At 44.2% G+C, this 25,041-nt stretch carries 15 protein-coding genes, 21 tRNA genes and 3 rRNA genes; 6 read left to right on the top strand and 33 right to left on the bottom strand.

The genetic code is table 11. The features are described from left to right. Positions 1-226 precede the first annotated feature (226 nt). From M1E09_RS03995 to M1E09_RS03985, 3 genes are all read left to right on the top strand, one after another. Positions 227-1,150, top strand: a complete 924-nt coding sequence (locus M1E09_RS03995) for a 1,4-dihydroxy-2-naphthoate polyprenyltransferase (RefSeq protein ID WP_456273570.1) — start codon at positions 227-229, stop codon at positions 1,148-1,150. Between the two features lie 280 nt (positions 1,151-1,430). Continuing rightward, positions 1,431-1,784 carry a hypothetical protein gene (locus M1E09_RS03990; RefSeq protein WP_456273569.1) on the top strand — a complete coding sequence of 118 codons (354 nt, stop codon included), beginning with the start codon at positions 1,431-1,433 and terminating at the stop codon, positions 1,782-1,784. A 637-nt stretch (positions 1,785-2,421) separates the two neighbouring features. Further along, positions 2,422-3,177 carry a TraR/DksA C4-type zinc finger protein gene (locus M1E09_RS03985; RefSeq protein ID WP_456274894.1) on the top strand — a complete coding sequence of 252 codons (756 nt, stop codon included), beginning with the start codon at positions 2,422-2,424 and terminating at the stop codon, positions 3,175-3,177. 933 nt (positions 3,178-4,110) lie between these two features. Here the strand turns inward: M1E09_RS03985 and M1E09_RS03980 are convergent. The 29 genes from M1E09_RS03980 to M1E09_RS03840 form a co-directional block, all read right to left on the bottom strand. Next, positions 4,111-6,519, bottom strand: coding sequence for a glycogen/starch/alpha-glucan phosphorylase (locus M1E09_RS03980; RefSeq protein ID WP_456273568.1), 2,409 nt, complete (start codon positions 6,517-6,519; stop codon positions 4,111-4,113). Then, positions 6,509-7,960, bottom strand: a complete 1,452-nt coding sequence (gene glgA / locus M1E09_RS03975) for a glycogen synthase GlgA (RefSeq protein WP_456273567.1) — start codon at positions 7,958-7,960, stop codon at positions 6,509-6,511. Before glgA ends, M1E09_RS03980 begins: the two co-directional genes overlap by 11 nt. Then, positions 7,957-8,985: a GlgC family sugar phosphate nucleotidyltransferase gene (locus M1E09_RS03970; RefSeq protein ID WP_456273566.1), complete on the bottom strand. Its 1,029-nt coding sequence runs from the start codon at positions 8,983-8,985 to the stop codon at positions 7,957-7,959. Before M1E09_RS03970 ends, glgA begins: the two co-directional genes overlap by 4 nt. Positions 8,986-9,017: 32 nt before the next feature. Then, positions 9,018-10,178, bottom strand: a complete 1,161-nt coding sequence (locus tag M1E09_RS03965; protein WP_456273565.1) for a glucose-1-phosphate adenylyltransferase — start codon at positions 10,176-10,178, stop codon at positions 9,018-9,020. Continuing rightward, positions 10,108-12,057, bottom strand: a complete 1,950-nt coding sequence (gene glgB / locus M1E09_RS03960; RefSeq protein ID WP_456273564.1) for a 1,4-alpha-glucan branching enzyme — start codon at positions 12,055-12,057, stop codon at positions 10,108-10,110. The genes M1E09_RS03965 and glgB overlap by 71 nt, the downstream gene beginning before the upstream one ends. 984 nt (positions 12,058-13,041) lie before the next feature. Continuing rightward, a tRNA-Glu gene (locus M1E09_RS03955) sits at positions 13,042-13,113 on the bottom strand. 9 nt (positions 13,114-13,122) lie between these two features. After that, positions 13,123-13,213 (bottom strand) — tRNA-Ser (locus tag M1E09_RS03950). A gap of 7 nt (positions 13,214-13,220) precedes the next feature. Continuing rightward, a tRNA-Asn gene (locus M1E09_RS03945) sits at positions 13,221-13,295 on the bottom strand. A 9-nt stretch (positions 13,296-13,304) separates the two neighbouring features. Further along, positions 13,305-13,381 (bottom strand) — tRNA-Ile (locus M1E09_RS03940). A 1-nt stretch (position 13,382) separates the two neighbouring features. Continuing rightward, positions 13,383-13,456: transfer RNA gene (locus M1E09_RS03935), tRNA-Gly, on the bottom strand. A 9-nt stretch (positions 13,457-13,465) separates the two neighbouring features. Further along, a tRNA-His gene (locus M1E09_RS03930) sits at positions 13,466-13,541 on the bottom strand. Positions 13,542-13,567: 26 nt separating this feature from the next. Then, positions 13,568-13,643: transfer RNA gene (locus M1E09_RS03925), tRNA-Phe, on the bottom strand. 129 nt (positions 13,644-13,772) lie between these two features. Then, positions 13,773-13,849, bottom strand: a tRNA-Asp gene (locus tag M1E09_RS03920). Positions 13,850-13,958: 109 nt separating this feature from the next. Then, positions 13,959-14,032: transfer RNA gene (locus M1E09_RS03915), tRNA-Met, on the bottom strand. 17 nt (positions 14,033-14,049) lie between these two features. Next, positions 14,050-14,142, bottom strand: a tRNA-Ser gene (locus M1E09_RS03910). 17 nt (positions 14,143-14,159) lie between these two features. Continuing rightward, positions 14,160-14,236, bottom strand: a tRNA-Ile gene (locus M1E09_RS03905). Between the two features lie 6 nt (positions 14,237-14,242). Beyond that, a tRNA-Met gene (locus M1E09_RS03900) sits at positions 14,243-14,316 on the bottom strand. Between the two features lie 108 nt (positions 14,317-14,424). Next, positions 14,425-14,497: transfer RNA gene (locus M1E09_RS03895), tRNA-Ala, on the bottom strand. Between the two features lie 18 nt (positions 14,498-14,515). Next, positions 14,516-14,592, bottom strand: a tRNA-Pro gene (locus M1E09_RS03890). A 13-nt stretch (positions 14,593-14,605) separates the two neighbouring features. Next, positions 14,606-14,682 (bottom strand) — tRNA-Arg (locus M1E09_RS03885). A gap of 15 nt (positions 14,683-14,697) precedes the next feature. Beyond that, positions 14,698-14,786: transfer RNA gene (locus M1E09_RS03880), tRNA-Leu, on the bottom strand. Positions 14,787-14,797: 11 nt separating this feature from the next. After that, a tRNA-Gly gene (locus M1E09_RS03875) sits at positions 14,798-14,872 on the bottom strand. Between the two features lie 4 nt (positions 14,873-14,876). Further along, a tRNA-Leu gene (locus M1E09_RS03870) sits at positions 14,877-14,961 on the bottom strand. Positions 14,962-14,994: 33 nt separating this feature from the next. Then, positions 14,995-15,070, bottom strand: a tRNA-Lys gene (locus M1E09_RS03865). Positions 15,071-15,084: 14 nt separating this feature from the next. After that, positions 15,085-15,160 (bottom strand) — tRNA-Thr (locus M1E09_RS03860). Between the two features lie 105 nt (positions 15,161-15,265). Beyond that, positions 15,266-15,341, bottom strand: a tRNA-Val gene (locus M1E09_RS03855). Positions 15,342-15,349: 8 nt separating this feature from the next. Further along, positions 15,350-15,466: ribosomal RNA gene (rrf, locus tag M1E09_RS03850) — 5S ribosomal RNA — on the bottom strand. Positions 15,467-15,599: 133 nt separating this feature from the next. Beyond that, positions 15,600-18,535 (bottom strand): 23S ribosomal RNA (locus M1E09_RS03845). Positions 18,536-18,792: 257 nt separating this feature from the next. After that, positions 18,793-20,344 (bottom strand): 16S ribosomal RNA (locus tag M1E09_RS03840). The 16S, 23S and 5S rRNA genes sit together here with 21 tRNA genes alongside, the layout of an rRNA operon. A 394-nt stretch (positions 20,345-20,738) precedes the next feature. Between M1E09_RS03840 and M1E09_RS03835 the strand changes: the two genes are divergently transcribed. Next, positions 20,739-20,915 (top strand): hypothetical protein, encoded by a 177-nt coding sequence (locus M1E09_RS03835; RefSeq protein ID WP_456273563.1) that lies wholly within the window; start codon positions 20,739-20,741, stop codon positions 20,913-20,915. 66 nt (positions 20,916-20,981) lie between these two features. Here M1E09_RS03835 and M1E09_RS03830 read toward each other — a convergent pair whose 3' ends face one another. The 3 genes from M1E09_RS03830 to M1E09_RS03820 form a co-directional block, all read right to left on the bottom strand. Beyond that, a complete protein-coding gene (locus tag M1E09_RS03830) occupies positions 20,982-21,539 on the bottom strand; it encodes a GNAT family N-acetyltransferase (RefSeq protein ID WP_456273562.1) in 558 nt (185 codons plus the stop codon). A gap of 4 nt (positions 21,540-21,543) precedes the next feature. Beyond that, a complete protein-coding gene (locus M1E09_RS03825) occupies positions 21,544-22,452 on the bottom strand; it encodes a DMT family transporter (protein WP_456273561.1) in 909 nt (302 codons plus the stop codon). Positions 22,453-22,591: 139 nt separating this feature from the next. Beyond that, the gene (locus M1E09_RS03820) at positions 22,592-23,311 is read right to left on the bottom strand and encodes an MgtC/SapB family protein (protein ID WP_456273560.1); all 720 of its coding nucleotides are present in this window, start codon (positions 23,309-23,311) and stop codon (positions 22,592-22,594) included. Positions 23,312-23,602: 291 nt separating this feature from the next. Between M1E09_RS03820 and M1E09_RS03815 the strand changes: the two genes are divergently transcribed. Together M1E09_RS03815 and M1E09_RS03810 are read left to right on the top strand one after the other, a co-directional pair. After that, positions 23,603-23,821, top strand: a complete 219-nt coding sequence (locus M1E09_RS03815; RefSeq protein ID WP_456273559.1) for a hypothetical protein — start codon at positions 23,603-23,605, stop codon at positions 23,819-23,821. Positions 23,822-24,067: 246 nt separating this feature from the next. Further along, positions 24,068-24,265: a cold-shock protein gene (locus M1E09_RS03810; protein WP_409251765.1), complete on the top strand. Its 198-nt coding sequence runs from the start codon at positions 24,068-24,070 to the stop codon at positions 24,263-24,265. A 37-nt stretch (positions 24,266-24,302) separates the two neighbouring features. On the opposite strand, the gene M1E09_RS03805 is transcribed toward M1E09_RS03810, so the two are convergent. Continuing rightward, a complete protein-coding gene (locus M1E09_RS03805; protein WP_456273558.1) occupies positions 24,303-24,956 on the bottom strand; it encodes a class F sortase in 654 nt (217 codons plus the stop codon). Positions 24,957-25,041 lie beyond the last annotated feature (85 nt).

Here is a 25,041-nt window from a genome sequence, read left to right as displayed (position 1 = left end):
GACATATATTCGTGTCAACGCTCATCATATTATTTCCTTATTATATAATAACCTCTTTTACTCTTTTTGAGAAACAGAATGGCCTATACAGAACTATTAGGGAAAGTTGGTAAATAACACCTTCCACCTTTTCGAAAAAGTTATTGACACTTTTGTGTCCTTTACCTAAACTTTAATCTGTAAAGTAATTGTAATCATTCATTTCCACAATTAAGGAGAGACAAAAATGGAAACGTATACGTCTAATATTGTGGAGTCAGATAAAGGCTGGCGTATCTGGTGGCAGCTAACCAGGCCGCATACCCTTACAGCCGCTTTCGTGCCCGTATTATTAGGAACTGCACTTGCTGTCCAATACGGGGACATTGACTGGCTTCTATTTTTAGCAATGCTGGTGGCAAGCATCCTGATTCAGGCAGCCACTAATATGTTCAACGAATACTATGACTTCGCCAGGGGCCTTGACAACGAGAACTCCATCGGAATCGGCGGAGCAATTGTCCGTAACGGTGTTAAGCCTTCCACGGTCAAAACATTAGCGTTCGGCCTATACGGTGCTGCATTCCTTCTTGGTCTGTATATCTGTGCCAACAGCAGCTGGTGGCTTGCCGTAATAGGTTTAGTTTGCATGGCGGCAGGCTATTTTTATACTGGTGGACCTGTGCCAATTGCCTACACACCGTTTGGCGAAATTGTCGCTGGTTTCTTTATGGGGATTGTCATCATCCTGATTTCCTTCTACATCCAGACTGGAACGGTGACAGCTTCAAGCGTACTGATTTCCATCCCGATTTTCATTTTGGTTGGCATGATCCTGATGGCCAATAATATCAGGGACCTTGATGGCGATAAAGAAAACGGAAGGAAAACACTCGCAATCCTTATGGGAAGAGAAAAGGCTATTCATCTTCTGGGATTCATGTTCGCACTCTCTTATGCTTGGATCATCTTTCTTGTGGCTGCAGGATATTTCACTCCCTGGCTATTGATCTGCCTACTGAGTGCACCAAAAGCTTTTAAAGCGTATAAAGGCTTTATTGGCAAAACAATGCCGATTCAAATGATGCCGGCGATGAAAGCGACGGCGCAGACGAATACGATTTTCGGCTTCCTGCTGTCGATCGGGCTGTTTATCAGTTATATTTTTTAATGAAGAGAGATCAACCTGATTTTAAGTAGTTCACTTCAGAGGTACAAAATGTAAAAATCCATAGTCTTTAGCATACGAATTTGCACCGTTATTCGTATGCTATTTTTTATTGGTGTTACAGCAAATCGTCTACATTCAAGTGTCTTTTTGCATTTAGTTTCGCACACTTTTGCACAACACTGAAATATATATTGGAGTCCTGCGATTTATGTAGAGAAGTAACTTGCGAACGGTAACGGATTTTGTCCATTATGGTTATAGTTATAACCGGCTCATTCATATGGAGTTCAAATATGCAGCGAATTTACTGTTTGAAAAATGGCTTTTTTTAAGTAAGACCCCTGTTTGTTCAATAGGTGGTCACACCCAGCCTTCAAAGAGCGGGACTTTTAAAGAAAATCAGCAGAATGAGCTTATGAAAATAAGGGAAGAAACTTCCCTTATTTGGGAAAAGTCACTGAAAATAGTTGAAATAGGGGAAATATTTTCCGCTATTCATATAAAAATCAAAAAAAATGAGGGCTGTACCAGGAATAAGGGAAAAATCTTCTCTTATTTATCGCTCAATCAGCAATTTTTGCAGTTTAAGGGAAAAATCTTCTCTTATTTTATGGATCTGCGCCCCCCACTTTAGGATAGGACTTCCTATAATCAAAAAATCTCCTTCGGCTATCCTGCTCCTTTAATGACCCATTCCCTCCACTTCATCTTAGGATCTTCTTTCCAAAATGCTTCCTGTTTTGGCTGCACTTCACCTTACGAATCAGGGTGCAGATTAGTATGCGGTTTCATATAAATTCAATTAAGGATACAAAGCTTGTTTTTTCACTCCGAAACTGAACTACTTAACCTGATTTTGGTTGGTCTTTTTTTGTTTGCTGTATTGGTTTTTACTAACACTATAAAGTGGAGGGTTATAGCTATTTTGATTATGTTCCTGTTAACCGCCGATGTTTTCCGTTTTATGAAATTGTGTGCGTAACCTTTATTTCCTGTGCGTATACATGTATACTCCGCGCATAAATCTATTTCTCGCTGGCAAATCTAAATTGTTCCACCACTCCGCTCCAATCAACCATGTTCCGCTAAATGATTTCAATAATATTCAAAATTACCTTATTTCACCTTCCCACAAATACACTCCCAGTTAGAGATCATGTTTTCCCACTAACCATTTTGGATAAAGTACAACATACCAAAAAAACAATATTAACTTTCTACATGAAGATGTTTACTGCTATACAAAAACAGGAATAAAGGACGTGAAACGGATGTTGACCGATAAACAACTTGGCAATTTGAAAGAGGAACTGCTGGAACGCAAAAATCAGCTGAAAGAGCATTTGCAAAATGACAAAGAGACATTGAACGGCCAAAGCGAACAGGAGAGATACGGAGAATTAAATACCTATGATAACCACCCTGCTGATTTGGGAACGGAGTTATTTGAACGTGAAAAAGATTTTGCTCTCGACGAACATGCAGAATCAGAACTTGAAAAGGTCGAGAAGGCCCTTGCCGCTATGGAAGATGGCACGTACGGTAAGTGTAAAGTTTGCGGTAAAGAGATTCAATTTGAAAGGCTGGAAATCCTTCCGACAACGCTTTACTGCAAAGACGATACACCGGAAACCACCCGTGCCACTGACAGGCCTGTGGAGGAAGAGATCCTCACCCCGCCAAAAAATGACAGTTATATCAAAGGCAGGAGAGATGAAATAAAGGATTACCAGGACAGCTTCCAGGAAGCCGGCAGAAACGGCACTTCGGAGACTCCTTCTGATTTTCAGGGCACCTATGATGATTACGATTCAATGTATCAAGACGGAGTCCGCTCCAATGACGGAAATACAGAAGATCTGGACTCCTTTTCCGCAACTGACATTGAAGGTAAGAACAGGAGAGTTACGAATAATAAAAAACAGGAAGAATACGAAGAGAAACTGGATCGGGAAAACCTTGAATCACCGATTGGAGATATTCCATATAAAAAAGGTGACAGCTACGTTTCCGACAAAAAGAAGTAAAATCACAGGCTGTTTGAATGCCTGATGATATATAGATATCTTTACTCACACTTGGGGCCGGGTGGAAGCGGCCCTCTACATATTTTTCACAAAAAAGGAAACACCGTCCCCAACTAAGTAGTTCGGTTTTGGAGTGCAAAAACACAATTTGCATCCTTAATTGAGCTGCTTTTTTATGTGAAATTGAGTACTAATATGCACCCTGATTCGCAAGGTAAAGTGCAGCCAAAACTGTCAGCCTGATTGGAAGATTAAGTGGAGGTAATGGTCCAATAAAGGGGCAGGTCAGTGTCCAAAGGAAGTCCTATCCAGTGAGGGTCAAAAATCCAAAAAATAAGGGGGAAATTTCCCCTTAAACTGCAAAACATGGCTGAGTTAGCGATAAATAAGGGGAGATTTTCCCTTTAAGTCTGGCACAACACCCCATTTTTCATGATTTTTCAATGTATAGCGGTAAATAATCCTCTTATTTTAACTATTTTTGGTGTCATTTCTTAAATAAGGGAAGTTTCTCCCCTTATTTTTATTAGCTTATGCTGATTTCCCTTGGCGCTCTTAGATGGCGGGGTAGGAATAAACAGGGCGTTTAGTTGAAGAATAACCTTTCCTCCAACAGTAAACCAGCTGCACACTTGAAATCCTTATGAAGGAGCGAACTTAACCTTAATGGACAAAATCCTTTTTGGTTTTTTTATGCCATTACGCAAGTTAATTCGCTACATAAATCGCAAGAATACAATTTATATTTCAGTGGTGTGGAAGTGTGTGCGAAACTAGATACAAAAAAAATACTTAATAGCAGTAGGAATGCTGTAAATTCAAAAAAAATAGCATACGAATAATGGTGCGAATTCGTATGCTAAAGACTTTGGATTTTTATGTTTTGTACCTCTAAAGTGAACTACTTAGTCCCCAACGGTGTTTCCTTTTTGCCTATTTCTTCTGCAGTTCCTTCCCAGCAATGCCCCAAATATCTTTGGCATATTCTTTAATGGTCCGGTCACTGGAGAAATAACCTGAACCTGCGATATTGATCAGGCTCTTCTTCAGCCATTGTTCCTTGTCAGCATAAGCTTTTCCTGCCGATTCCTGAATACTTGCGTACGATGCGAAATCCCGCAGGACAAAATATTGATCATTTTCGGCAAGCAGCGAATCAAACACCTCTTCAAAGTGATCGGCAGAATCCGGAAGCGTTCCATCAATCAGCTGGTTTACTACCTGCCTGATTCTTTCATCGTGATGGTAATACTCCATCGAATAATAGCCGCCCTCGGCATAATATTTCATAACCTCTTCTGCAGTCAATCCAAAAATGAAGATATTCTCAGGACCTGCTTTTTCGAGAATTTCAATATTGGCTCCATCCAGGGTTCCGACAGTGAGAGCGCCGTTCATCATGAATTTCATATTCCCCGTTCCCGAAGCCTCTTTGCTTGCCGTCGAGATTTGTTCACTGATATCGGCAGCAGGGATGATATCTTCAGCCAATGATACACGGTAATTCTCCATAAATACGACTTTTATCCTGCCTTTCACCACAGGGTCATTGTTGACCAGTTTCGCGACCGAATCGATCAGTTTGATGATCTTTTTGGCATAAAAATAACCAGGTGAAGCCTTTGCCCCGAAAATAAACGTTCTCGGGTGCATATCAAAGCTGGAATCTTCCCTGAATCGATTATAAAGATGAAGGATATGCAGCACATTTAACAATTGTCTTTTGTATGCATGAAGCCGTTTAATCTGTACATCAAAGATGGAGTGAGGGTCTATCTGTAAACCATTCTGTTCCATTATTTTACGTGCGAGCTGCTCTTTTTTGTGGGTCTTCACCCTTTGCAGCTCTTCGAGGAACATGCGGTCGTCAGTGAAAGATTGTAACTCTTTAAGCTTTTCAGGCTCATGTATCCAGCTGCTGCCGATTGCATTGGTCACCAGCTTGGAAAGAGGCTGGTTCGCTTTTAACAGCCACCTTCTGTGGGTGATTCCATTGGTTTTATTATTGAATTTTTCAGGATAAAATTGATAAAAAAGGTTCATTTCCCGCTTCTTTAATATTTCGGTATGTATGGCTGCCACACCGTTTACACTGAAGCTTCCTGCAATGGCCAGATGTGCCATTTTAATTTCACCATGAGAAATGATCGCCATCTGTTCGATTCGGTCCCATTCTCCCGGATATTCCGACCAGAGACTTTGGCAGAATCTCTCATTGATTTCGTTGACAATCATAAAAATCCGTGGCAGCAGCGGCTCGAAAATTCTAACCGGCCATCGCTCCAATGCCTCAGACAGAGTTGTATGATTTGTATAAGCGAATGTCTGCCTGGTAATATCCCAAGCTTCTTCCCAGCCCAAGCCGTGGTCATCCAGCAGTATCCTCATTAATTCCGGAATCGCCAATACAGGATGTGTATCATTGATATGGATGGAGATATACTCGTGGAGTTCCCGGATATCCCGCTTCTTTGCTAAATAAGACCTCAAGATGGAACGCAGGCTAGCACTCACCAAAAAGTATTGCTGTTTCAAGCGCAGCGTTTTCCCTTCATCGTGAGTGTCGTCCGGATAAAGAAATTCGGTGATCGCCTCTGTTTCCCGCTTGTGCTTCATCATATCTTTCCCGGCTTGATAGGAAGATGGTTCAGCGCTCCACAATCTCAATGTATTAACGGTGGAGGTCTGATAGCCCACAACAGGCATATCATATGGCACCGCCGTAACAGCCTCGGCATTTACATGGCGGAACTTCCAGTGTCCATTTTCTTCATAGGACTCAACCCGGCCCCAGAAAAGGACTTCAACAGCCAAATCAGGCTTGCGGACTTCCCATACATGGCCATGTCTCAGCCACTGTTCCGGCAGTTCTACTTGAAAGCCCTTGACAATCCTCTGTTCAAACAATCCATGTTTATACCTGATCCCGCATCCATGTCCCGGCAAGTCAAGGGAAGCCAGAGAATCGAGGAAACACGCCGCCAGCCTGCCTAACCCGCCATTCCCCAGGCCTGCATCGGCTTCCTCTTCTTCTATCTCATCCAAGTCGATACCCAGATCATTCAAACCCGCTTCGACAATTTCATAGATTCCCAGATTCATGAGATTTTGACGCAGCAGACGCCCGAGCAGAAATTCGATCGATAAATAATAGACCTGCTTCTGCCCGCTGAACCGGTATTGTTCATTCGTACCGATCCAATTAATACTGATGTATTCCCGGATCATATTGCCGAGAGTAAAGTATTGATCCCTTGTCGTAGATTCAGGAAATGTCTTGCCATACATCATTTCCAGCCTTTTCAGAAAGACCTCTTTAAAGTCATTTTTATCAGAAAACATGGCTCTCACTCCTGGATGAAATTTTCGCGTACAACTGATTATATTTAAAAGCGGATTGGGCCCACCCACAATCGATTCCCATAGCTTCGCGAACAATGTTCTTCCATGTTTCTTGATCGTTATAATAGAAGGATAATGCACGTTTTAAGGTGTAAAGCATGTCGTGGGCGTTAAAGTTCCTGAACGAAAACCCATGTCCTTCTTTTGTTATTTCATTGTATGACTTTACTGAATCATTCAGTCCGCCGGTTTCTCTTACGAGGGGAAGGGTTCCATATCTTAATGCAATCATCTGTCCAAGCCCACATGGCTCGAATTTTGAAGGCATGAGAAACAAATCAGAACCAGCATAAATTTGTTTTGCAAGGTCTTCATTGAAACCGATCGTTACTCTTAGCTTTTGAGGGTAGATGGCAGCCATTTCTTTGAAAAATTGTTCAAACTCCTGGTCGCCGGTTCCCAATAGGATGAATTGCAGATTTTCCTGCATCATCTCATGAAATACGCCTTTTACAAGATCAAGGCCTTTTTGCTTTGTTAATCTTGAAACAATTGAGACGACCGGTATGCCAGGATTTTGCTCTAAGCCGAACTTTTTCTGCAGGCCAGCCTTATTCACTTTCTTTCCTTCTAAATCATCTTTACTATAAGGGACAAGCTCTTCGCCTGCCTCAGGGGAATAATACGTATCATCAATGCCATTAAGGATTCCTTGGAGGCTTGCAACCCGGGCACGCAAAACCCCTTCCATTTTTTCTCCGTAATAAGGAGTCAGGATTTCATCCCTGTACGTAGGGCTCACGGTTGTAATATAGTCACTCGATAGGAGTGCCGCTTTCATGAAATTCATATTTCCGTAGAACTCCAGCTGCTCCGGATGAAAATAAGATTCTTCGATTCCCAGCAGCCCTGTCATGACTTCCTTTGGGAAGATACCCTGAAATTGCAGGTTGTGTATCGTAAATATCGTTTTGATGAAGCTGTAGCCTTTTCTCCATTGATACTGAGTGCGCAGCATAAACGGAATCATGGCTGTATGCCAATCGTGGCAGTGAAGAATATCAGGCTCATATTCCATGTGCGCCAAGCTCTCCAGAACGGCCTTGGTAAAATAGGAGAAGCGTTCTCCATCATCCCAATAGCCGTAGAGCCCTTCACGTTTAAAATAGTATTCATTATCAATAAAATAGAACGTGACCCCATCCAGCTCTAGTGACTCGATTCCGCAATACTGTTCCCGCCAGCCGATCGATACGGAAAAATCGCACACTTTCTTCATTCTTGTTTTATACTCGTTCGCGATGGACTGGTATTTTGGGAGAATAACACGAACATCCGTACCAAGGCTCTTCAGTTCTTTAGGAAGAGAACCTGCTACGTCCGCCAGACCGCCTGATTTTATAAAAGGGACACATTCCGAGACAACAAATAATACTTTCACGAGTTCATCAACGCTCCTTGAATCATACCTTTTCTGATAACCACCGGATTATCCGGTGTTCCGACAAGCTTCACATTATCTTCTATCTTCACATCTTTGTCCAGAATGACGTATTCTAAAACACAATTTTTTCCGACTTGGCTTTTTTGCATAATAATACTGTTGGAAATGGATGTGCCCTTTGCAATTCTAACACCGCGGAAGATCGTACTTTCCTTTACATCACCTTCAATGAAGCAGCCGTTTGCGATGATTGAATTTTTCACCATCGCTCCTTTCTGGTATCTTGTCGGCGGTTCATCTTTCACTTTCGTCAGCACTGGATATTCTTTACGGAAGAGCTGCTTCCAGCATTCTTCCTTCAAAAGATTCAAGCTGGCTTTAAAGTAACTTTGGATGCACTCGATCCTTTCAACATACCCCAGGTATTCATAATCACAGACAGTATAATTGCCGGACTGGTCTTCAACTACATCTTTCATGCAGGTGTACCCGGTATCCTGGCGTTTCTCGATTAACTCGATCAGCAGTTCAGTTTTCATGAGATAAACTTCCATGGATTTGTTTTCATGGTTCATCTTCGTAATATCACAGCCTGTTTCCATATGGCGTTTGAGAAGAGGCTTAAAGTCAGTCGTAAAGATGGTATTACAGTTGCTGATCAAGGCGTATTCCTGCTTGCTTCTGTAAAAGTAATCCATGTGATGAGCAAAATGATTGAATGAACCCATTCCGTCATCCATTGAATCGATGGCTGGTGCCGGGAAGAAGAATAACCCATCCCTTTTTCTGTTCAGATCCCAGTTCTTCCCGGAACCTAAATGGTCCATTAAAGAGCGGTATTGGTACTTCGGAAAGATGGCGACACTATGAATCGCTGAGTTCACCATATTGGAAAGAATAAAGTCAATCAACCTGTATCTGCCGGCAATCGGTACAGCTGCCAATGATCGATTCAACAATAAATCCTCAAGAGATTGATGGTAAGTGGTTGCGTCAATTACTCCAAGCATTGAGTTTTTCAATGAGTTATCCCCCTGTCACATAGATGAAATTTTTATTGTACTTCCTCTTCTTCCATAATTGATGCCAGGAACGTTTCTGTCACCAATATGACCTCATCAGTACCCTCTTCAGGAATAATGCAGATTCCATCTGGAATGCGGACATTCGGAGGTACAATCACTTTTTCCAAATAAGCGCCTTTGCCCACTACTGCATCCGGCATGATGACCGATTGTTTAATATGTGCACCTGACTCGACTCTCGTTCCCTGGAAAAGAACAGAGTGATCGACGATGCCTTCTATATAACAGCCTTCATTAATTAATGAACCTTCCACAACGGCATTCTCCGAAATATATTGAGGAGGCTGGTTGGGATTCACCGAATAGATTCTCCATTCCTGGTCAAACAGGTTAAGGTCACATTCATCGTCCAATAAATCCATATTCGCTTCCCAAAGACTTTTGACCGTTCCTACATCTTTCCAATAGCCTTTAAAAGGATAAGCCATCAGTTTCTTCTTCTCATCAAGGAGCAGCGGAATTACATCCTTCCCAAAATCATGGGTGGAATCAGGGTTTCGGTCATCCATCTCAAGGTATTCCTTCAAAAGAGACCAGTTGAAAATATAAATCCCCATGGACGCCAGGTTATTCTTTGGAAATTGTGGTTTTTCATCAAACTCTGTGACTCTCATATCCTCTGAAGTGTTCATAATGCCGAACCTGCTGGCCTCATCCCATGGGACTTCAAGTACAGAGATGGTCACATCCGCTTTTTTGCTGATATGGTAATCAAGCATTTTTTCATAATCCATTTTATAAATGTGGTCTCCTGAGAGAATGAGAACATACTCCGGGTCAAACTGTTCAATATAATTCAGGTTTTGGAAAATTGCACTCGCTGTACCTGTATACCAGCGCACTTCTGATGATTCAGCATAAGGAGGCAAAACAGTCACTCCCCCGCTCTTCCTATCAAGATCCCAGGCGCTTCCGATTCCTATGTATGAGTTCAACAATAGCGGCTGATATTGAGTCAGTACCCCGACTGTTTCGATACCGGAATTCGTACAGTTACTCAAAGTAAAATCGATGATGCGGTATTTCCCTCCAAACGGTACAGCGGGTTTTGCCAGGCTTTTAGTCAGTGAACTTAACCTGCTTCCCTTCCCTCCTGCTAACAACATTGCGACACAGCTTGCTTTTCCCATATTTAATGCGCTCCTTCCGTTGATGAATTGGTCTTAAATATACTGCAGCATATGGTGGAATGGTCATTTCCACATAACATGGCTTTCCATGCCAGCCCTCATTGGTTACCTTCAAAACATCCGGGTTGATTTGATTGGATCCTCCATAACGTTCATGGTCACTGTTCCAAATCTCTCTGTAGCCGTCTGCCTTCAACACCCCTACTTTGTAATGGTGATATACATGGGGACTGAAGTTACAGACCACCATCAGATGCTCCTCAGGGTCAACGCCTTTTCTAATGAAGGAAAAAATCTGCTGGGAAGCGTTATTCACATCCACCCATTCAAAGCCTTCTGACCGGTGATCCTGCTGGTATAACGAAGGCGACTTTTTATATAAATGCAAAAGCTCTTTAAGATATGTGTTAAACTTTTGGTGTTTTTCAAAATTCATCAAATGCCAGTCAATCTCCTCAAGGTCCTTCCACTCAGAGAACGGAGCAACCTCAGTGCCCATAAACAGTAATTTCTTACCTGGATGGGCCGTCATGAATCCAAGCAGAAGACGAAGCTGCGCAAACTTCTGCCAGTAGTCGCCTGGCATCTTATCAAGCAGCGACTTCTTCCCATGTACCACTTCATCATGTGAAAACGGCAGGATGAAATTTTCTGTAAAAGCATAGAGCAGGGAAAAGGTGATCAACGAATGTTTATCCTGCCTCTCTGAATGATGTGTCTCCATGTATTTCAATACATCATTCATCCAGCCCATATTCCATTTGTAATTGAACCCAAGGCCCCCATAATGGACAGGAGAAGTCACCTGCGGCCAATCTGTTGAATCTTCCGCAATCATTAATGCATGCGGATCAAAATCAAACACTGATTTGTTCAGCTTTTTCATAAAAGCAATGCCTTCATGATTGACACTGGTTTGAGCCTGGTTTGCTCTATAGATAATGTTAGCGACTGCATCCACCCGAAAACCATCAAGATGATATTCTTCCATCCAAAACCTTGCACTGGAAATCAGAAAACTTTGGACTTCTCCTTTACCAAGGTCAAAATTCGCTGTCCCCCAAGTATAATTCTCCCGATCGCGTTCCTCGGCATAGTCATACATGAACGAACCATCAAAGCGGTAAAGGCCGTGTGCATCCTTACAAAAATGGCCAGGCACCCAATCCAAAAGAACTCCAAGTCCATTGACATGGCATTCATTGATGAAGTACTTAAAGTCCTCCGGGGAACCATAACGGCTTGTAGGAGCAAAATAACCTGTTCCCTGGTATCCCCATGATCGATCATAAGGATGTTCAATTACCGGAAGAAGCTCAATATGAGTAAAGCCGTGCTCAACTGCATGAGGAACAATTGCAGCAGCCATTTCCTTATAGCTCAAAAACTCCCCATCCTTCTTCCGCCAGGTACCAAGATGAACTTCATAAATGGACATGGGCTGGTCATAAGGAGGAATTTCACTCTTCTTAACCAGCCAATCTTCATCCCTCCATTCAAATCCCTTCAAGTCATAGACTATACTAGCGGTGTTAGGACGCAGTTCATTGTAAAAGGAAAAAGGATCGCTCTTCAACAGGATTTCCCCAGTCACGGCAACGATCTCATATTTATACGCGGCCCCTTGAAGATCTTCATCAATCTCCAGAAACCAAATTCCTTCTTTATTCAATTTCTCACATTGAAATTCCCGGCTGTTCCAATCATTAAAACTGCCTGCAACACCCACAGACACAGCCTCAGGTGCCCAAACACAAAATGAGGTCATAAATCGGCCGTTCCTGAAAATACGGTGAGCGCCAAACATACGATGCGCTTCATATAAATTCCCTTCATGGAATAAATGGATATTAAAATCGGTAGGAATCACGGCATTCATCTCTTTCACCTGCAGTTAAATTTAAAAGTTTAGTCTATCTTATACTAAACTTTCGCCTATGCAGAGAGATTCCCTCCATTTACTTTTCGTAAAATACCGACACAATCCTCAGATGAAAGCGGTTGCCTTGTAATGCAGCAGATAAACCGGAGTGAGAAATACAAGAAAATGTCGGAGTTTGTAGAAATATCCTTTAGTTGAAAAGCTGCTCAGGTGGAATATTTTCAACTTATGAAGAGGTGGTTTGAGGTGGCTAAGAGGATAGATTAATCTATTTTTTGTCTTTAAGCCTTTATAGACACTTAACTTATGGTTGCTGCATTCTATATGTTCTTTGAACACTTTTAGGGACACTTAGTTTCTAGTTCCTGATGCTATATGTCCTTAGAGCGCTCCTAGGGACACTTAGTTTCTAGTTCCTGATGCTATATGTCCTTAGAGCGCTCTTAGGGACACTTAGCTTCTGGGCCCTGGTTCTATATGTCTTTAGAGCGCTTTTAGAAACATTTAGTTTCTTGTTCCTGATGCTATATGTCTTTAGAGCGCTCTTAGGGACACTTAGTTTCTGGTGACTGCTTCTATATGTCTTTAGGGCGCTCTTAGGGACACTTAATTTCTGATGACTGCTTCTATATGTCTTTAGAGCGCTCTTAGGGACACTTAATTTCTGCTGGCTGCTTCTATATGTCTTTAGAGCGCTCTTAGGTGACAATTAGCTTCTGGTGGCTAGGTCTATATGTCTTTAGGCACTCTTAGGGACTCTATTTGTCCTAAATTTGCTTCTAGAGAATTTGAAGTGTCAGAGAAATTTTTATTGAGACACTGGCTCCAGTAATTATGGATATCTTTAGACCGCTATAACGGCATATTGATTTCAACTTGTTGGTCTCACTCCATTTTTACAACAATAAAGTAGGCCAGTAGGAAATAAACTATTTTATAGCACAAAAAAAAGACTATCTACTTAGATAGTCTTTTAAGTAATGACCCATACGGGATTCGAACCCGTGTTACCGCCGTGAAAGGGCGGTGTCTTAACCGCTTGACCAATGGGCCGTATTGAGATGGCGGAGAAGGAGGGATTTGAACCCTCGCGCCAGTTGCCCGACCTACACCCTTAGCAGGGGCGCCTCTTCAGCCACTTGAGTACTTCTCCGTGTGAATGGCTCCGCAGGCAGGACTCGAACCTGCGACCGATCGGTTAACAGCCGATAGCTCTACCACTGAGCTACTGCGGAATAATACCATGGTGGGCCTAAGTGGACTCGAACCACCGACCTCACGCTTATCAGGCGTGCGCTCTAACCAGCTGAGCTATAGGCCCATGGAGCGGGTGAAGGGAATCGAACCCTCATCATCAGCTTGGAAGGCTGAGGTTTTACCACTAAACTACACCCGCAAAACTTAATGGGGCGACTGATGGGAATCGAACCCACGAATGTCGGAACCACAATCCGATGCGTTAACCACTTCGCCACAATCGCCATAAGTTACTATATTAAAATTAAAATGGTGGCTCAGGACGGAATCGAACCGCCGACACATGGATTTTCAGTCCATTGCTCTACCAACTGAGCTACTGAGCCATAATGGTTTCGGCTTCCGCTAAGCTGCAAATCACTTTGTCAGCGTCTTCTGGGATTTTTGACGATAGTCAAAATATCCAACCTTTAGCGAAACCCTCTTAGTTTGAACTAAGATAAATTGTATAAAAATGGCGGTCCGGACGGGACTCGAACCCGCGACCTCCTGCGTGACAGGCAGGCATTCTAACCAACTGAACTACCGGACCAAGTTTTTTGCTTTTGGCAAAATAAACTTCATTAATTTTGACGCCAGTCAAAATATCTATCCTTTAAAAGGAAAAGGTAAATATTTAGGATTGACGCCAGAAAATTGTATTGCGGGAGCAGGATTTGAACCTGCGACCTTCGGGTTATGAGCCCGACGAGCTACCGAACTGCTCCATCCCGCGACGATAAAAAGGAAATATGGCGGAGGAAGAGGGATTCGAACCCCCGCGGGCTTTAACACCCCTGTCGGTTTTCAAGACCGATCCCTTCAGCCGGACTTGGGTATTCCTCCGTATGAATCAATAATAATGGTGGACCTTGCAGGACTCGAACCTGCGACCGGACGGTTATGAGCCGTCTGCTCTAACCAACTGAGCTAAAGGTCCGTAAAGTAGCGGCGGAGGGGATCGAACCCCCGACCTCACGGGTATGAACCGTACGCTCTAGCCAGCTGAGCTACACCGCCATGATATTGAAAGTGTATCGCTTCCAGTTTCACAAAAGTTTTCATTGCTTCGCTACGCTGCGCGACATTTTCAGAAGTTTATCTACTAAGTTTCGTAAAAAAACCAAGTGGAGCCTAGCGGGATCGAACCGCTGACCTCCTGCGTGCAAAGCAGGCGCTCTCCCAGCTGAGCTAAGGCCCCATAATGTTAATTTTGAAGTGGTCGGGAAGACAGGATTTGAACCTGCGACCCCTTGGTCCCAAACCAAGTGCTCTACCAAGCTGAGCTACTCCCCGCAATGTGTTAATATGGCGCGCCCGAGAGGAGTCGAACCCCTAACCTTTTGATCCGTAGTCAAACGCTCTATCCAATTGAGCTACGGGCGCATATGATAAAATCTCTGGTGCCGAGGACCGGAATCGAACCGGTACGGTAGTCACCTACCGCAGGATTTTAAGTCCTGTGCGTCTGCCAGTTCCGCCACCCCGGCAGGAACTCATATGGAGCGGAAGACGGGATTCGAACCCGCGACCCCCACCTTGGCAAGGTGGTGTTCTACCACTGAACTACTTCCGCAATATGGTGCGGGTGAAGGGACTTGAACCCCCACGCCTTGCGGCGCCAGATCCTAAGTCTGGTGCGTCTGCCAATTCCGCCACACCCGCATAATGATAGTTATTTTGCAGTGCAAAAAACTATGGTGAGCCATGAAGGACTCGAACCTTCGACCCTCTGATTAAAAGTCAGATGCTCTACCAACTGAGCTAATGGCTCGTACTAATTAAAAGTGGTGCCGGCAAGAGGACTTGAACCCCCAACCTACTGATTACAAGTCAGTTGCTCTACCAGTTGAGCTACACCGGCAGGTGTTTTTGTCTCACAAGGAACAATTATACTAGGTTTTAAATCTGATTTCAATGTTACTTTTTGGTATATTTTTTAACTCCGCTTCGCTTCGTAAAAAAATCATGGTGGAGGATGACGGGATCGAACCGCCGACCCTCTGCTTGTAAGGCAGATGCTCTCCCAGCTGAGCTAATCCTCCATTATAAAGCCTGGCGACGTCCTACTCTCACAGGGGGAGATCCCCCAACTACCATCGGCGCTGAAGAGCTTAACTTCCGTGTTCGGCATGGGAACGGGTGTGACCTCTTCGCCTTAATCACCAGACATTGTCTTTTTAAGGACAAGTATTATTATAACGAGTTATTTATTTTTTTCAAGTGTTTTTTGAAAAAAATTATTCACTCAAAACTAGATAAAGTTATGAAGAAAAGAAAGTATTCCGAGTTTCGCTATAATTGTGGTTAAGTCCTCGATCGATTAGTATCTGTCAGCTGCACGTGTCGCCACGCTTCCACCTCAGACCTATCTACCTGATCATCTTTCAGGGATCTTACTCACATAAAGTGATGGGAAATCTCATCTCGAGGGGGGCTTCATGCTTAGATGCTTTCAGCACTTATCCCTTCCGCACATAGCTACCCAGCGATGCCTTTGGCAAGACAACTGGTACACCAGCGGTGCGTCCATCCCGGTCCTCTCGTACTAAGGACAGCTCCTCTCAAATTTCCTGCGCCCACGACGGATAGGGACCGAACTGTCTCACGACGTTCTGAACCCAGCTCGCGTACCGCTTTAATGGGCGAACAGCCCAACCCTTGGGACCGACTACAGCCCCAGGATGCGATGAGCCGACATCGAGGTGCCAAACCTCCCCGTCGATGTGGACTCTTGGGGGAGATAAGCCTGTTATCCCCGGGGTAGCTTTTATCCGTTGAGCGATGGCCCTTCCATGCGGAACCACCGGATCACTAAGCCCGACTTTCGTCCCTGCTCGACTTGTAGGTCTCGCAGTCAAGCTCCCTTGTGCCTTTACACTCTGCGAATGATTTCCAACCATTCTGAGGGAACCTTTGGGCGCCTCCGTTACTCTTTAGGAGGCGACCGCCCCAGTCAAACTGCCCACCTGACACTGTCTCCCACCCCGATCAGGGGCGAGGGTTAGAAGTTCAACACAGCCAGGGTAGTATCCCACCAGCGCCTCCACCGAAGCTGGCGCTCCGGTTTCCAAGGCTCCTACCTATCCTGTACAAGCTGTGCCAAAATTCAATATCAGGCTACAGTAAAGCTCCACGGGGTCTTTCCGTCCTGTCGCGGGTAACCTGCATCTTCACAGGTACTATAATTTCACCGAGTCTCTCGTTGAGACAGTGCCCAGATCGTTGCGCCTTTCGTGCGGGTCGGAACTTACCCGACAAGGAATTTCGCTACCTTAGGACCGTTATAGTTACGGCCGCCGTTTACTGGGGCTTCGGTTCGCACCTTCGCTTGCGCTAAGCACTCCCCTTAACCTTCCAGCACCGGGCAGGCGTCAGCCCCTATACTTCGCCTTACGGCTTCGCAGAGACCTGTGTTTTTGCTAAACAGTCGCCTGGGCCTATTCACTGCGGCTCTCTCGGGCTTGCACCCTAACAGAGCACCCCTTCTCCCGAAGTTACGGGGTCATTTTGCCGAGTTCCTTAACGAGAGTTCTCTCGCTCACCTTAGGATTCTCTCCTCGCCTACCTGTGTCGGTTTGCGGTACGGGCACCTTTTTCCTCGCTAGAGGCTTTTCTTGGCAGTGTGGAATCAGGAACTTCGGTACTATATTTCCCTCGCTATCACAGCTCAGCCTTCACGGTGACGGGATTTGCCTCATCACCAGCCTAACTGCTTAGACGCGCATATCCAGCAGCGCGCTTACCCTATCCTCCTGCGTCCCCCCATTGCTCAAACGGAAAAGAGGTGGTACAGGAATATCAACCTGTTGTCCATCGCCTACGCCTTTCGGCCTCGGCTTAGGTCCCGACTAACCCTGAGCGGACGAGCCTTCCTCAGGAAACCTTAGGCATTCGGTGGACAGGATTCTCACCTGTCTTTCGCTACTCATACCGGCATTCTCACTTCTAAGCGCTCCACCAGTCCTTACGGTCCAGCTTCTCAGCCCTTAGAACGCTCTCCTACCACTGACACCAAATGGTGTCAATCCACAGCTTCGGTGATACGTTTAGCCCCGGTACATTTTCGGCGCAGAGTCACTCGACCAGTGAGCTATTACGCACTCTTTAAATGGTGGCTGCTTCTAAGCCAACATCCTGGTTGTCTAAGCAACTCCACATCCTTTTCCACTTAACGTATACTTTGGGACCTTAGCTGGTGGTCTGGGCTGTTTCCCTTTCGACTACGGATCTTATCACTCGCAGTCTGACTCCCATGGATAAGTCTTTGGCATTCGGAGTTTGTCTGAATTCGGTAACCCGATGAGGGCCCCTAGTCCAAACAGTGCTCTACCTCCAAGACTCTTACTACATGAGGCTAGCCCTAAAGCTATTTCGGAGAGAACCAGCTATCTCCAAGTTCGATTGGAATTTCTCCGCTACCCACACCTCATCCCCGCACTTTTCAACGTGCGTGGGTTCGGGCCTCCATTCAGTGTTACCTGAACTTCACCCTGGACATGGGTAGATCACCTGGTTTCGGGTCTACGACCACATACTCATTCGCCCTATTCAGACTCGCTTTCGCTGCGGCTCCGTCTTTCCGACTTAACCTTGCATGGGATCGTAACTCGCCGGTTCATTCTACAAAAGGCACGCCATCACCCGTTAACGGGCTCTGACTACTTGTAGGCACACGGTTTCAGGTTCTATTTCACTCCCCTTCCGGGGTGCTTTTCACCTTTCCCTCACGGTACTGGTTCACTATCGGTCACTAGGGAGTATTTAGCCTTGGGAGATGGTCCTCCCAGCTTCCGACGGGATTTCACGTGTCCCGCCGTACTCAGGATCCACTCAAGAGGGAACGAAGTTTCGACTACAGGGTTATTACCTTCTGTGACGAGCCTTTCCAGACTTCTTCGTCTACTTCGTTCCTTTGTAACTCCGTATAGAGTGTCCTACAACCCCAAGAGGCAAGCCTCTTGGTTTGGGCTAATCCCGTTTCGCTCGCCGCTACTCAGGGAATCGCGTTTGCTTTCTCTTCCTCCGGGTACTTAGATGTTTCAGTTCCCCGGGTCTGCCTTCCATACTCTATGTATTCAAGTATGGATACTGCACCATTACGTGCAGTGGGTTCCCCCATTCGGAAATCTCCGGATCAAAGCTTACTTACAGCTCCCCGAAGCATATCGGTGTTAGTCCCGTCCTTCATCGGCTCCTAGTGCCAAGGCATCCACCGTGCGCCCTTTCTAACTTAACCAAACGGTTAATCAAACAATATCTCATAAGAGATATCCTAAAATGGCGAATTCTCGGTTCTTTCTTGACTTTCTTCATATATCTTTATCTAGTTTTCAAAGAACAATGTTTGATGGTCATCACTTATCAAAGGAGCTTTTAAAGCTTCGCTTCGCTGCGCGATGTTAATGAGGGTTATTTTGCTGTCGCAAAAAACCTAATTAAACCATCAAAACTGAACAAAACAAAATCAAATCGTCACGTCTCATATATCCTTAGAAAGGAGGTGATCCAGCCGCACCTTCCGATACGGCTACCTTGTTACGACTTCACCCCAATCATCTGTCCCACCTTAGGCGGCTGGCTCCAAAAGGTTACCTCACCGACTTCGGGTGTTACAAACTCTCGTGGTGTGACGGGCGGTGTGTACAAGGCCCGGGAACGTATTCACCGCGGCATGCTGATCCGCGATTACTAGCGATTCCAGCTTCATGCAGGCGAGTTGCAGCCTGCAATCCGAACTGAGAACGGTTTTATGGGATTTGCTAAACCTCGCGGTCTTGCTGCCCTTTGTACCGTCCATTGTAGCACGTGTGTAGCCCAGGTCATAAGGGGCATGATGATTTGACGTCATCCCCACCTTCCTCCGGTTTGTCACCGGCAGTCATCTTAGAGTGCCCAACTGAATGCTGGCAACTAAGATCAAGGGTTGCGCTCGTTGCGGGACTTAACCCAACATCTCACGACACGAGCTGACGACAACCATGCACCACCTGTCACTCTGTCCCCCGAAGGGGAAAGCCCTATCTCTAGGGTTGTCAGAGGATGTCAAGACCTGGTAAGGTTCTTCGCGTTGCTTCGAATTAAACCACATGCTCCACCGCTTGTGCGGGCCCCCGTCAATTCCTTTGAGTTTCAGTCTTGCGACCGTACTCCCCAGGCGGAGTGCTTAATGCGTTAGCTGCAGCACTAAAGGGCGGAAACCCTCTAACACTTAGCACTCATCGTTTACGGCGTGGACTACCAGGGTATCTAATCCTGTTTGCTCCCCACGCTTTCGCGCCTCAGCGTCAGTTACAGACCAGAAAGTCGCCTTCGCCACTGGTGTTCCTCCACATATCTACGCATTTCACCGCTACACGTGGAATTCCACTTTCCTCTTCTGTACTCAAGTCCCCCAGTTTCCAATGACCCTCCACGGTTGAGCCGTGGGCTTTCACATCAGACTTAAGAGACCGCCTGCGCGCGCTTTACGCCCAATAATTCCGGACAACGCTTGCCACCTACGTATTACCGCGGCTGCTGGCACGTAGTTAGCCGTGGCTTTCTGGTTAGGTACCGTCAAGGTACCGCCCTATTCGAACGGTACTTGTTCTTCCCTAACAACAGAGCTTTACGATCCGAAAACCTTCATCACTCACGCGGCGTTGCTCCGTCAGACTTTCGTCCATTGCGGAAGATTCCCTACTGCTGCCTCCCGTAGGAGTCTGGGCCGTGTCTCAGTCCCAGTGTGGCCGATCACCCTCTCAGGTCGGCTACGCATCGTCGCCTTGGTGAGCCGTTACCTCACCAACTAGCTAATGCGCCGCGGGTCCATCTGTAAGTGGTAGCTAAAAGCCACCTTTCCACTTTTCCTCATGCGAGGAAAAGAAATATCCGGTATTAGCCCCGGTTTCCCGGAGTTATCCCAGTCTTACAGGCAGGTTACCCACGTGTTACTCACCCGTCCGCCGCTGACTTCAGGGAGCAAGCTCCCATCAGTCCGCTCGACTTGCATGTATTAGGCACGCCGCCAGCGTTCGTCCTGAGCCAGGATCAAACTCTCCGATAGAAGTTTGACTTGCTCATTGATGCTGAAACTGTGTTTCAGCCTGCTAATTTTAAAGTGTTAGCAACTTTGTAAGAACAGTGTTCTTACTAGAATTAACGTTGACGTTTTGTCTTGTTTTGTTCAGTTTTCAAGGTTCAATCTTTTCTTTCGCTTGTCTCAGAAGCGACTTTACTATCATAACACTTCATCAAGTTGGTGTCAAACACTTTTTTTAAAACCTTTTTTTGATGTGAAGTGAATTAAGTTATGTCGTTTGCAGCGACGAATAATAATATATCATGATAATTTTTTTTGCGCAATACTTTTTTTAGATTTCTTTTAAAAAATCATAAACCTTTTAGATAGTGCATATATTTAGCACAACCAACTTTGTATGAGAGGAGCACCACTATTTATGATAATAAACGCAGCACTCATTCTTTCATTCATCATGGCTGTATACCTGTTTGCCATCTCTTTTGTACAAGCCATCCATATCAGCGAGTCACAAACTGAAGTCAAGGGCGGAACCTTTATCTTCTCCGTCATCATGGCATTTGTCTTTTCGGGGATGACCTATATATTTATTTGATAGAACCAACAGAAGGAAGGACCGACACCAGGTCCTTCCTTCTTAATTATTCTCTCGACAATAATATTATCTTTCATAGTCTTCCTTTAATAAAGCCGAAATTGAAGCATCGACAAACTTTCCTTTTTCAAAAAAACGCTTCCGCTGTGTTCCTTCATATAGGAAGCCGCATTTTTCAAGGACGTTTTTGGATTTATCATTCTCCGGATCATAGAACGCCTCAATTCTATTGACCTCCATCTCCCTGAATGCAAAAGAAAATATCGCCTTGAGGGCTTCACTCATTATACCTCTGCCCCAATATTCCGGATTCAGTTCATACCCTGTCTCTACTTTATAGTGTTCTTTTTCTATTGCATGAAATCCGCATGTCCCGATAAGTTCGTCGGAAGATTTAATTGTAATCGCCCAGCGTATTTGATTAGTTGTGTGATATCCATCGGCCAGCTTTTCGATTAACGCTTCGGCCTGCGATAGATTTTTAAATGTTTCTAAATCATAATACTCTGTCACTCTGTCATCAGAAAAGTTTTTAAAAATCGATTTTGCATCATCACGCTTAATTTCTCTTAGTATTAACCTCTCCGTTTCCAAAACGGGAAATTGGTTAAATGTATTTTCCACTATGTTACCCACCCTTCATTTGGAGAGCTAAAAGCTTTCTTGTTTTTCTTTCCTCTTTAACAAATAAAAAGATTCCCAGTAAGATAATCCCGCCGCCAATAATTTGCGATAACATTAAACTTTCCCCCAGCAGTGTATAAGCCAGGACGGATGCTCCAATCGGTTCAAACAATATTGCCATCGAGATGGTTGTGGTACTCAACCATTTTAATGACCAATTGAACAGAGTGTGTCCGAGCAAAGTGGGGACGATGGCGAGAAGCAGAAAGTAAACCCACTCCTCTTTAGGATAAGGCCCAAGGCTTTCTCCTTTTAATAGAACATAAAAAAAGAGCACAACCGTACTGATCAGATATACAATGAATGTATAGGTAACCAACGACAGCCTTTTTCTTACATTCTGGCCGAAGAGTAGATAAGCTGTCACCAATGCGCATGCCATTAGAGCAAGCAAGTCTCCCCATAATGCCATTCCACTGACTTTGAAATCGCCCCAGCTGATCACAAAACTTCCTCCGATTGCCAATACAGCAGACAGAAGAGCAGTGCTGCTGTACTTTTCCTTGAAAAATATGTATGTACCTAAAAAAGCAAACAACGGCTGCAATGTCACCAGCACTGTAGAACTGGCAACAGAAGTATAATTAAGTGACTCAAACCAGAGGATGAAGTGAAATGCCAGAAAAAATCCTGCTGCTCCGGCATACGCCCAGTCCTTCGCTGTTATCTTTTTCAGTTCTTTTATATTTTTAAGAAGAAAAACAGGAGCCATTAGTAAAATCGTAAATAAAAGCCTGTAAAAAGCAATAACCCCTGCATCTGCACTGGACACTTTGACCAGGATGGCGGATGTGGATACAGAAATCACTCCAATGACAAGAATGAAATATGGATTCATGCGGATGTCCTGCATTTTATAAGTCCCCTTTTGCCAAAAAATTCACTCACTCAATCCCTATTGTATCTCCCCAAAAATTTTATTTCTATAAATCTTTTTTCACTTCCAATGTTAAAACATAAAGAAAACCGGCCATTTATCCAGCCGATTTCCGTCAACCTCTCTTATTCATCTTTGCCGATTGTACAAAAGACATTTGCTGCAATGTTTCCAGTATATCAGTGAAGTTCTCAGGGTGACTGGAAGATAGGGAAAGGGTATATTTCAATAGAGGCTCCTTCTTTAGCATATCATCTTCTTCTATGTTAAATTGCGTTATTTCTGCGCCCTTGGCACTCAACTCTTCTTTAATTTTAGTGATATTCCCTTCTCCTCTTTTCACCGACAGCGTCAGCAGCAGATTCACCTGATTATCTATTTTTTTCTTATATAATCTTTCAAACCTGTTCAAGAAAAATAATGTTGTAATAATGATGACCGTTGCCAGTACGGCTTCATAGTACATTCCGATGCCCACCACTATCCCCAGTCCCGCAACTACCCAAATGCTGGCTGCAGTAGTGAGTCCCTTTACAGTGATTCCTCCTTGAACAAGGATTGTTCCAGCACCAAGAAAACCGATACCCGAAATGACATATGAAGGAATCCTGCTCGGATCAAATCCTCTTAAGTCTTGATGCTGCTTAAGATAATCCTCAAATCCAAAAATGGAAACAAGCATCAGCATACACGATCCCACCCCCACTACAATGTGGGTTCTCAACCCTGCCGGATGGTTCTTGGCTTCCCTTTCTATCCCGATGATTCCGCTAAGAAGCACGATGACAAAGATTCTAATAGTAGAAGTAAGCATTTCATCTGTAAAAAATGACATCTCTTCCCCTGCCTCTCCCTTTCACAATCCTGATTTATTAAAGGTCTTTTTATTTTTCTACTATTTAACCCAAAATGGAGCAGGTTAAACAGCAGGCCTCGAGGGTATACTCGCAAATACAGATCTGTTTTCCGGCGTTCAGCAAGCCTTCTGTCGAAAACTCTTTGCAAAAATATCATTAACAACTTAACAGTAATCTCAATAAAACAGCTTTTTATTATTTATATGCATTTTTCATGCCATCATTAAGGATTATTCGAAAAAATATCACTTTGCATCCAAGGGGGCTATATGGAAGATTGGCAATATCAGTTTCAAAGGTGGAAAAGCGAAAACAAGCTATTGACAGTGGAATACCTGATAGAAAAGAAGGGAAAATTTTCGTTATCGGGCAGACTGCTTCAATACAATGCCGATACTCAGACACTCATTTTTTATGTAGATGACCTGAAATCTGTCCAAACTCTTTCTTTAAATCAGATTGAAAACATTTCTGATGAATGGTCATGACGTGGAAACTTTTGGGTGTTCACTTTATTTAGATAATATACGCTCATAAAAGGTTATTCTATCAGCATTCTGCACATTGAAAGAGCGTTTTTCGGTAAACATTAATTCTATTGACGAAACGGTTTAAGGGTGATAATATAAGGTTAATTGTTTTTGTTCGGTAACGCTGATAGATTCGTCTTGATAGATTATTTTGAGCAAGAATGGTAATACATTGTGGCACATGCCACGCAGGAGGAAATATATATGTTACAAGGTAAAGTTAAATGGTTCAACGCAGAAAAAGGTTTCGGTTTCATCGAAGTTGAAGGTCAAGAAGATGTATTCGTTCACTTCTCTGCTATCCAAGGCGAAGGTTTCAAAACTTTAGAAGAAGGTCAAACAGTTTCTTTCGAAATCGAAGAAGGCGCTCGTGGACCTCAAGCTGCTAACGTAACTAAGTAATTAGTGAAGAAGGACTCCCACCAAGGGAGTCCTTTTTTTATTCTGTTTTAACCAATTGGGTATATACAACGAGCCGCTCTTCATACTCGTGGGCCCCTTCATCAAAATTCCCGCTGCATGTAATAAGGTTTAGTCTCGAGTCAGCTTGATATCCAAAGATGCTCTCGAGCGGTGCATCATTCGTAAAATATGATTGCACGCCCAACACCTGAAAGGTCAGTTTTTCTCCTTTTTCCCCTTCAATTACTACAGAATCTCCTCTCTTCAGATCACTTAGCCGGTAAAAAGCTCCTGGCATGCCCTTGCCATCAAGGTGTCCTGCTAAAACGGCATTGCCGCTGCCTCCTGGCTTTGCTCCCGGCTCATACCAGCCAACTTCATTGATATTCTCCGGCACTTCCATCTCACCATTTTCTTTCACACCGACCTTCATGACTTGCGCTGTCATTTCAATGGCAGGTATAGTGATCTTTTTAGGAGTGACTTCCACGTTCTTGGAAAAGCTGGTATCTGGTTGATAATTCAGCTCTAATTCAGGACTTGGCTCGAGGACTGTCTGGGAAGTGTTAACAGGTGAGATAGCTGTTAAACTAACTTCATTTTCATGAGTGCTCGCTGCTGTATTCGATCCTATAGTGGCAATAAGCAATATCCAGTATATTAACATCCCTTTTTTCAGCCAGGAATCCATTTCTCTTCCTCCTAAATAGACAAGATATTCTCTAAAAGCTTTCCATAACGATGATTACAGGTATACGTTTTACGCATAATTGTTC

It is taken from the genome of Bacillus sp. AK031 (assembly GCF_053903065.1).
The sequence above is the reverse complement of the archived record's forward strand: the minus strand, read 5'-3'. Positions and strand labels throughout refer to the sequence as shown.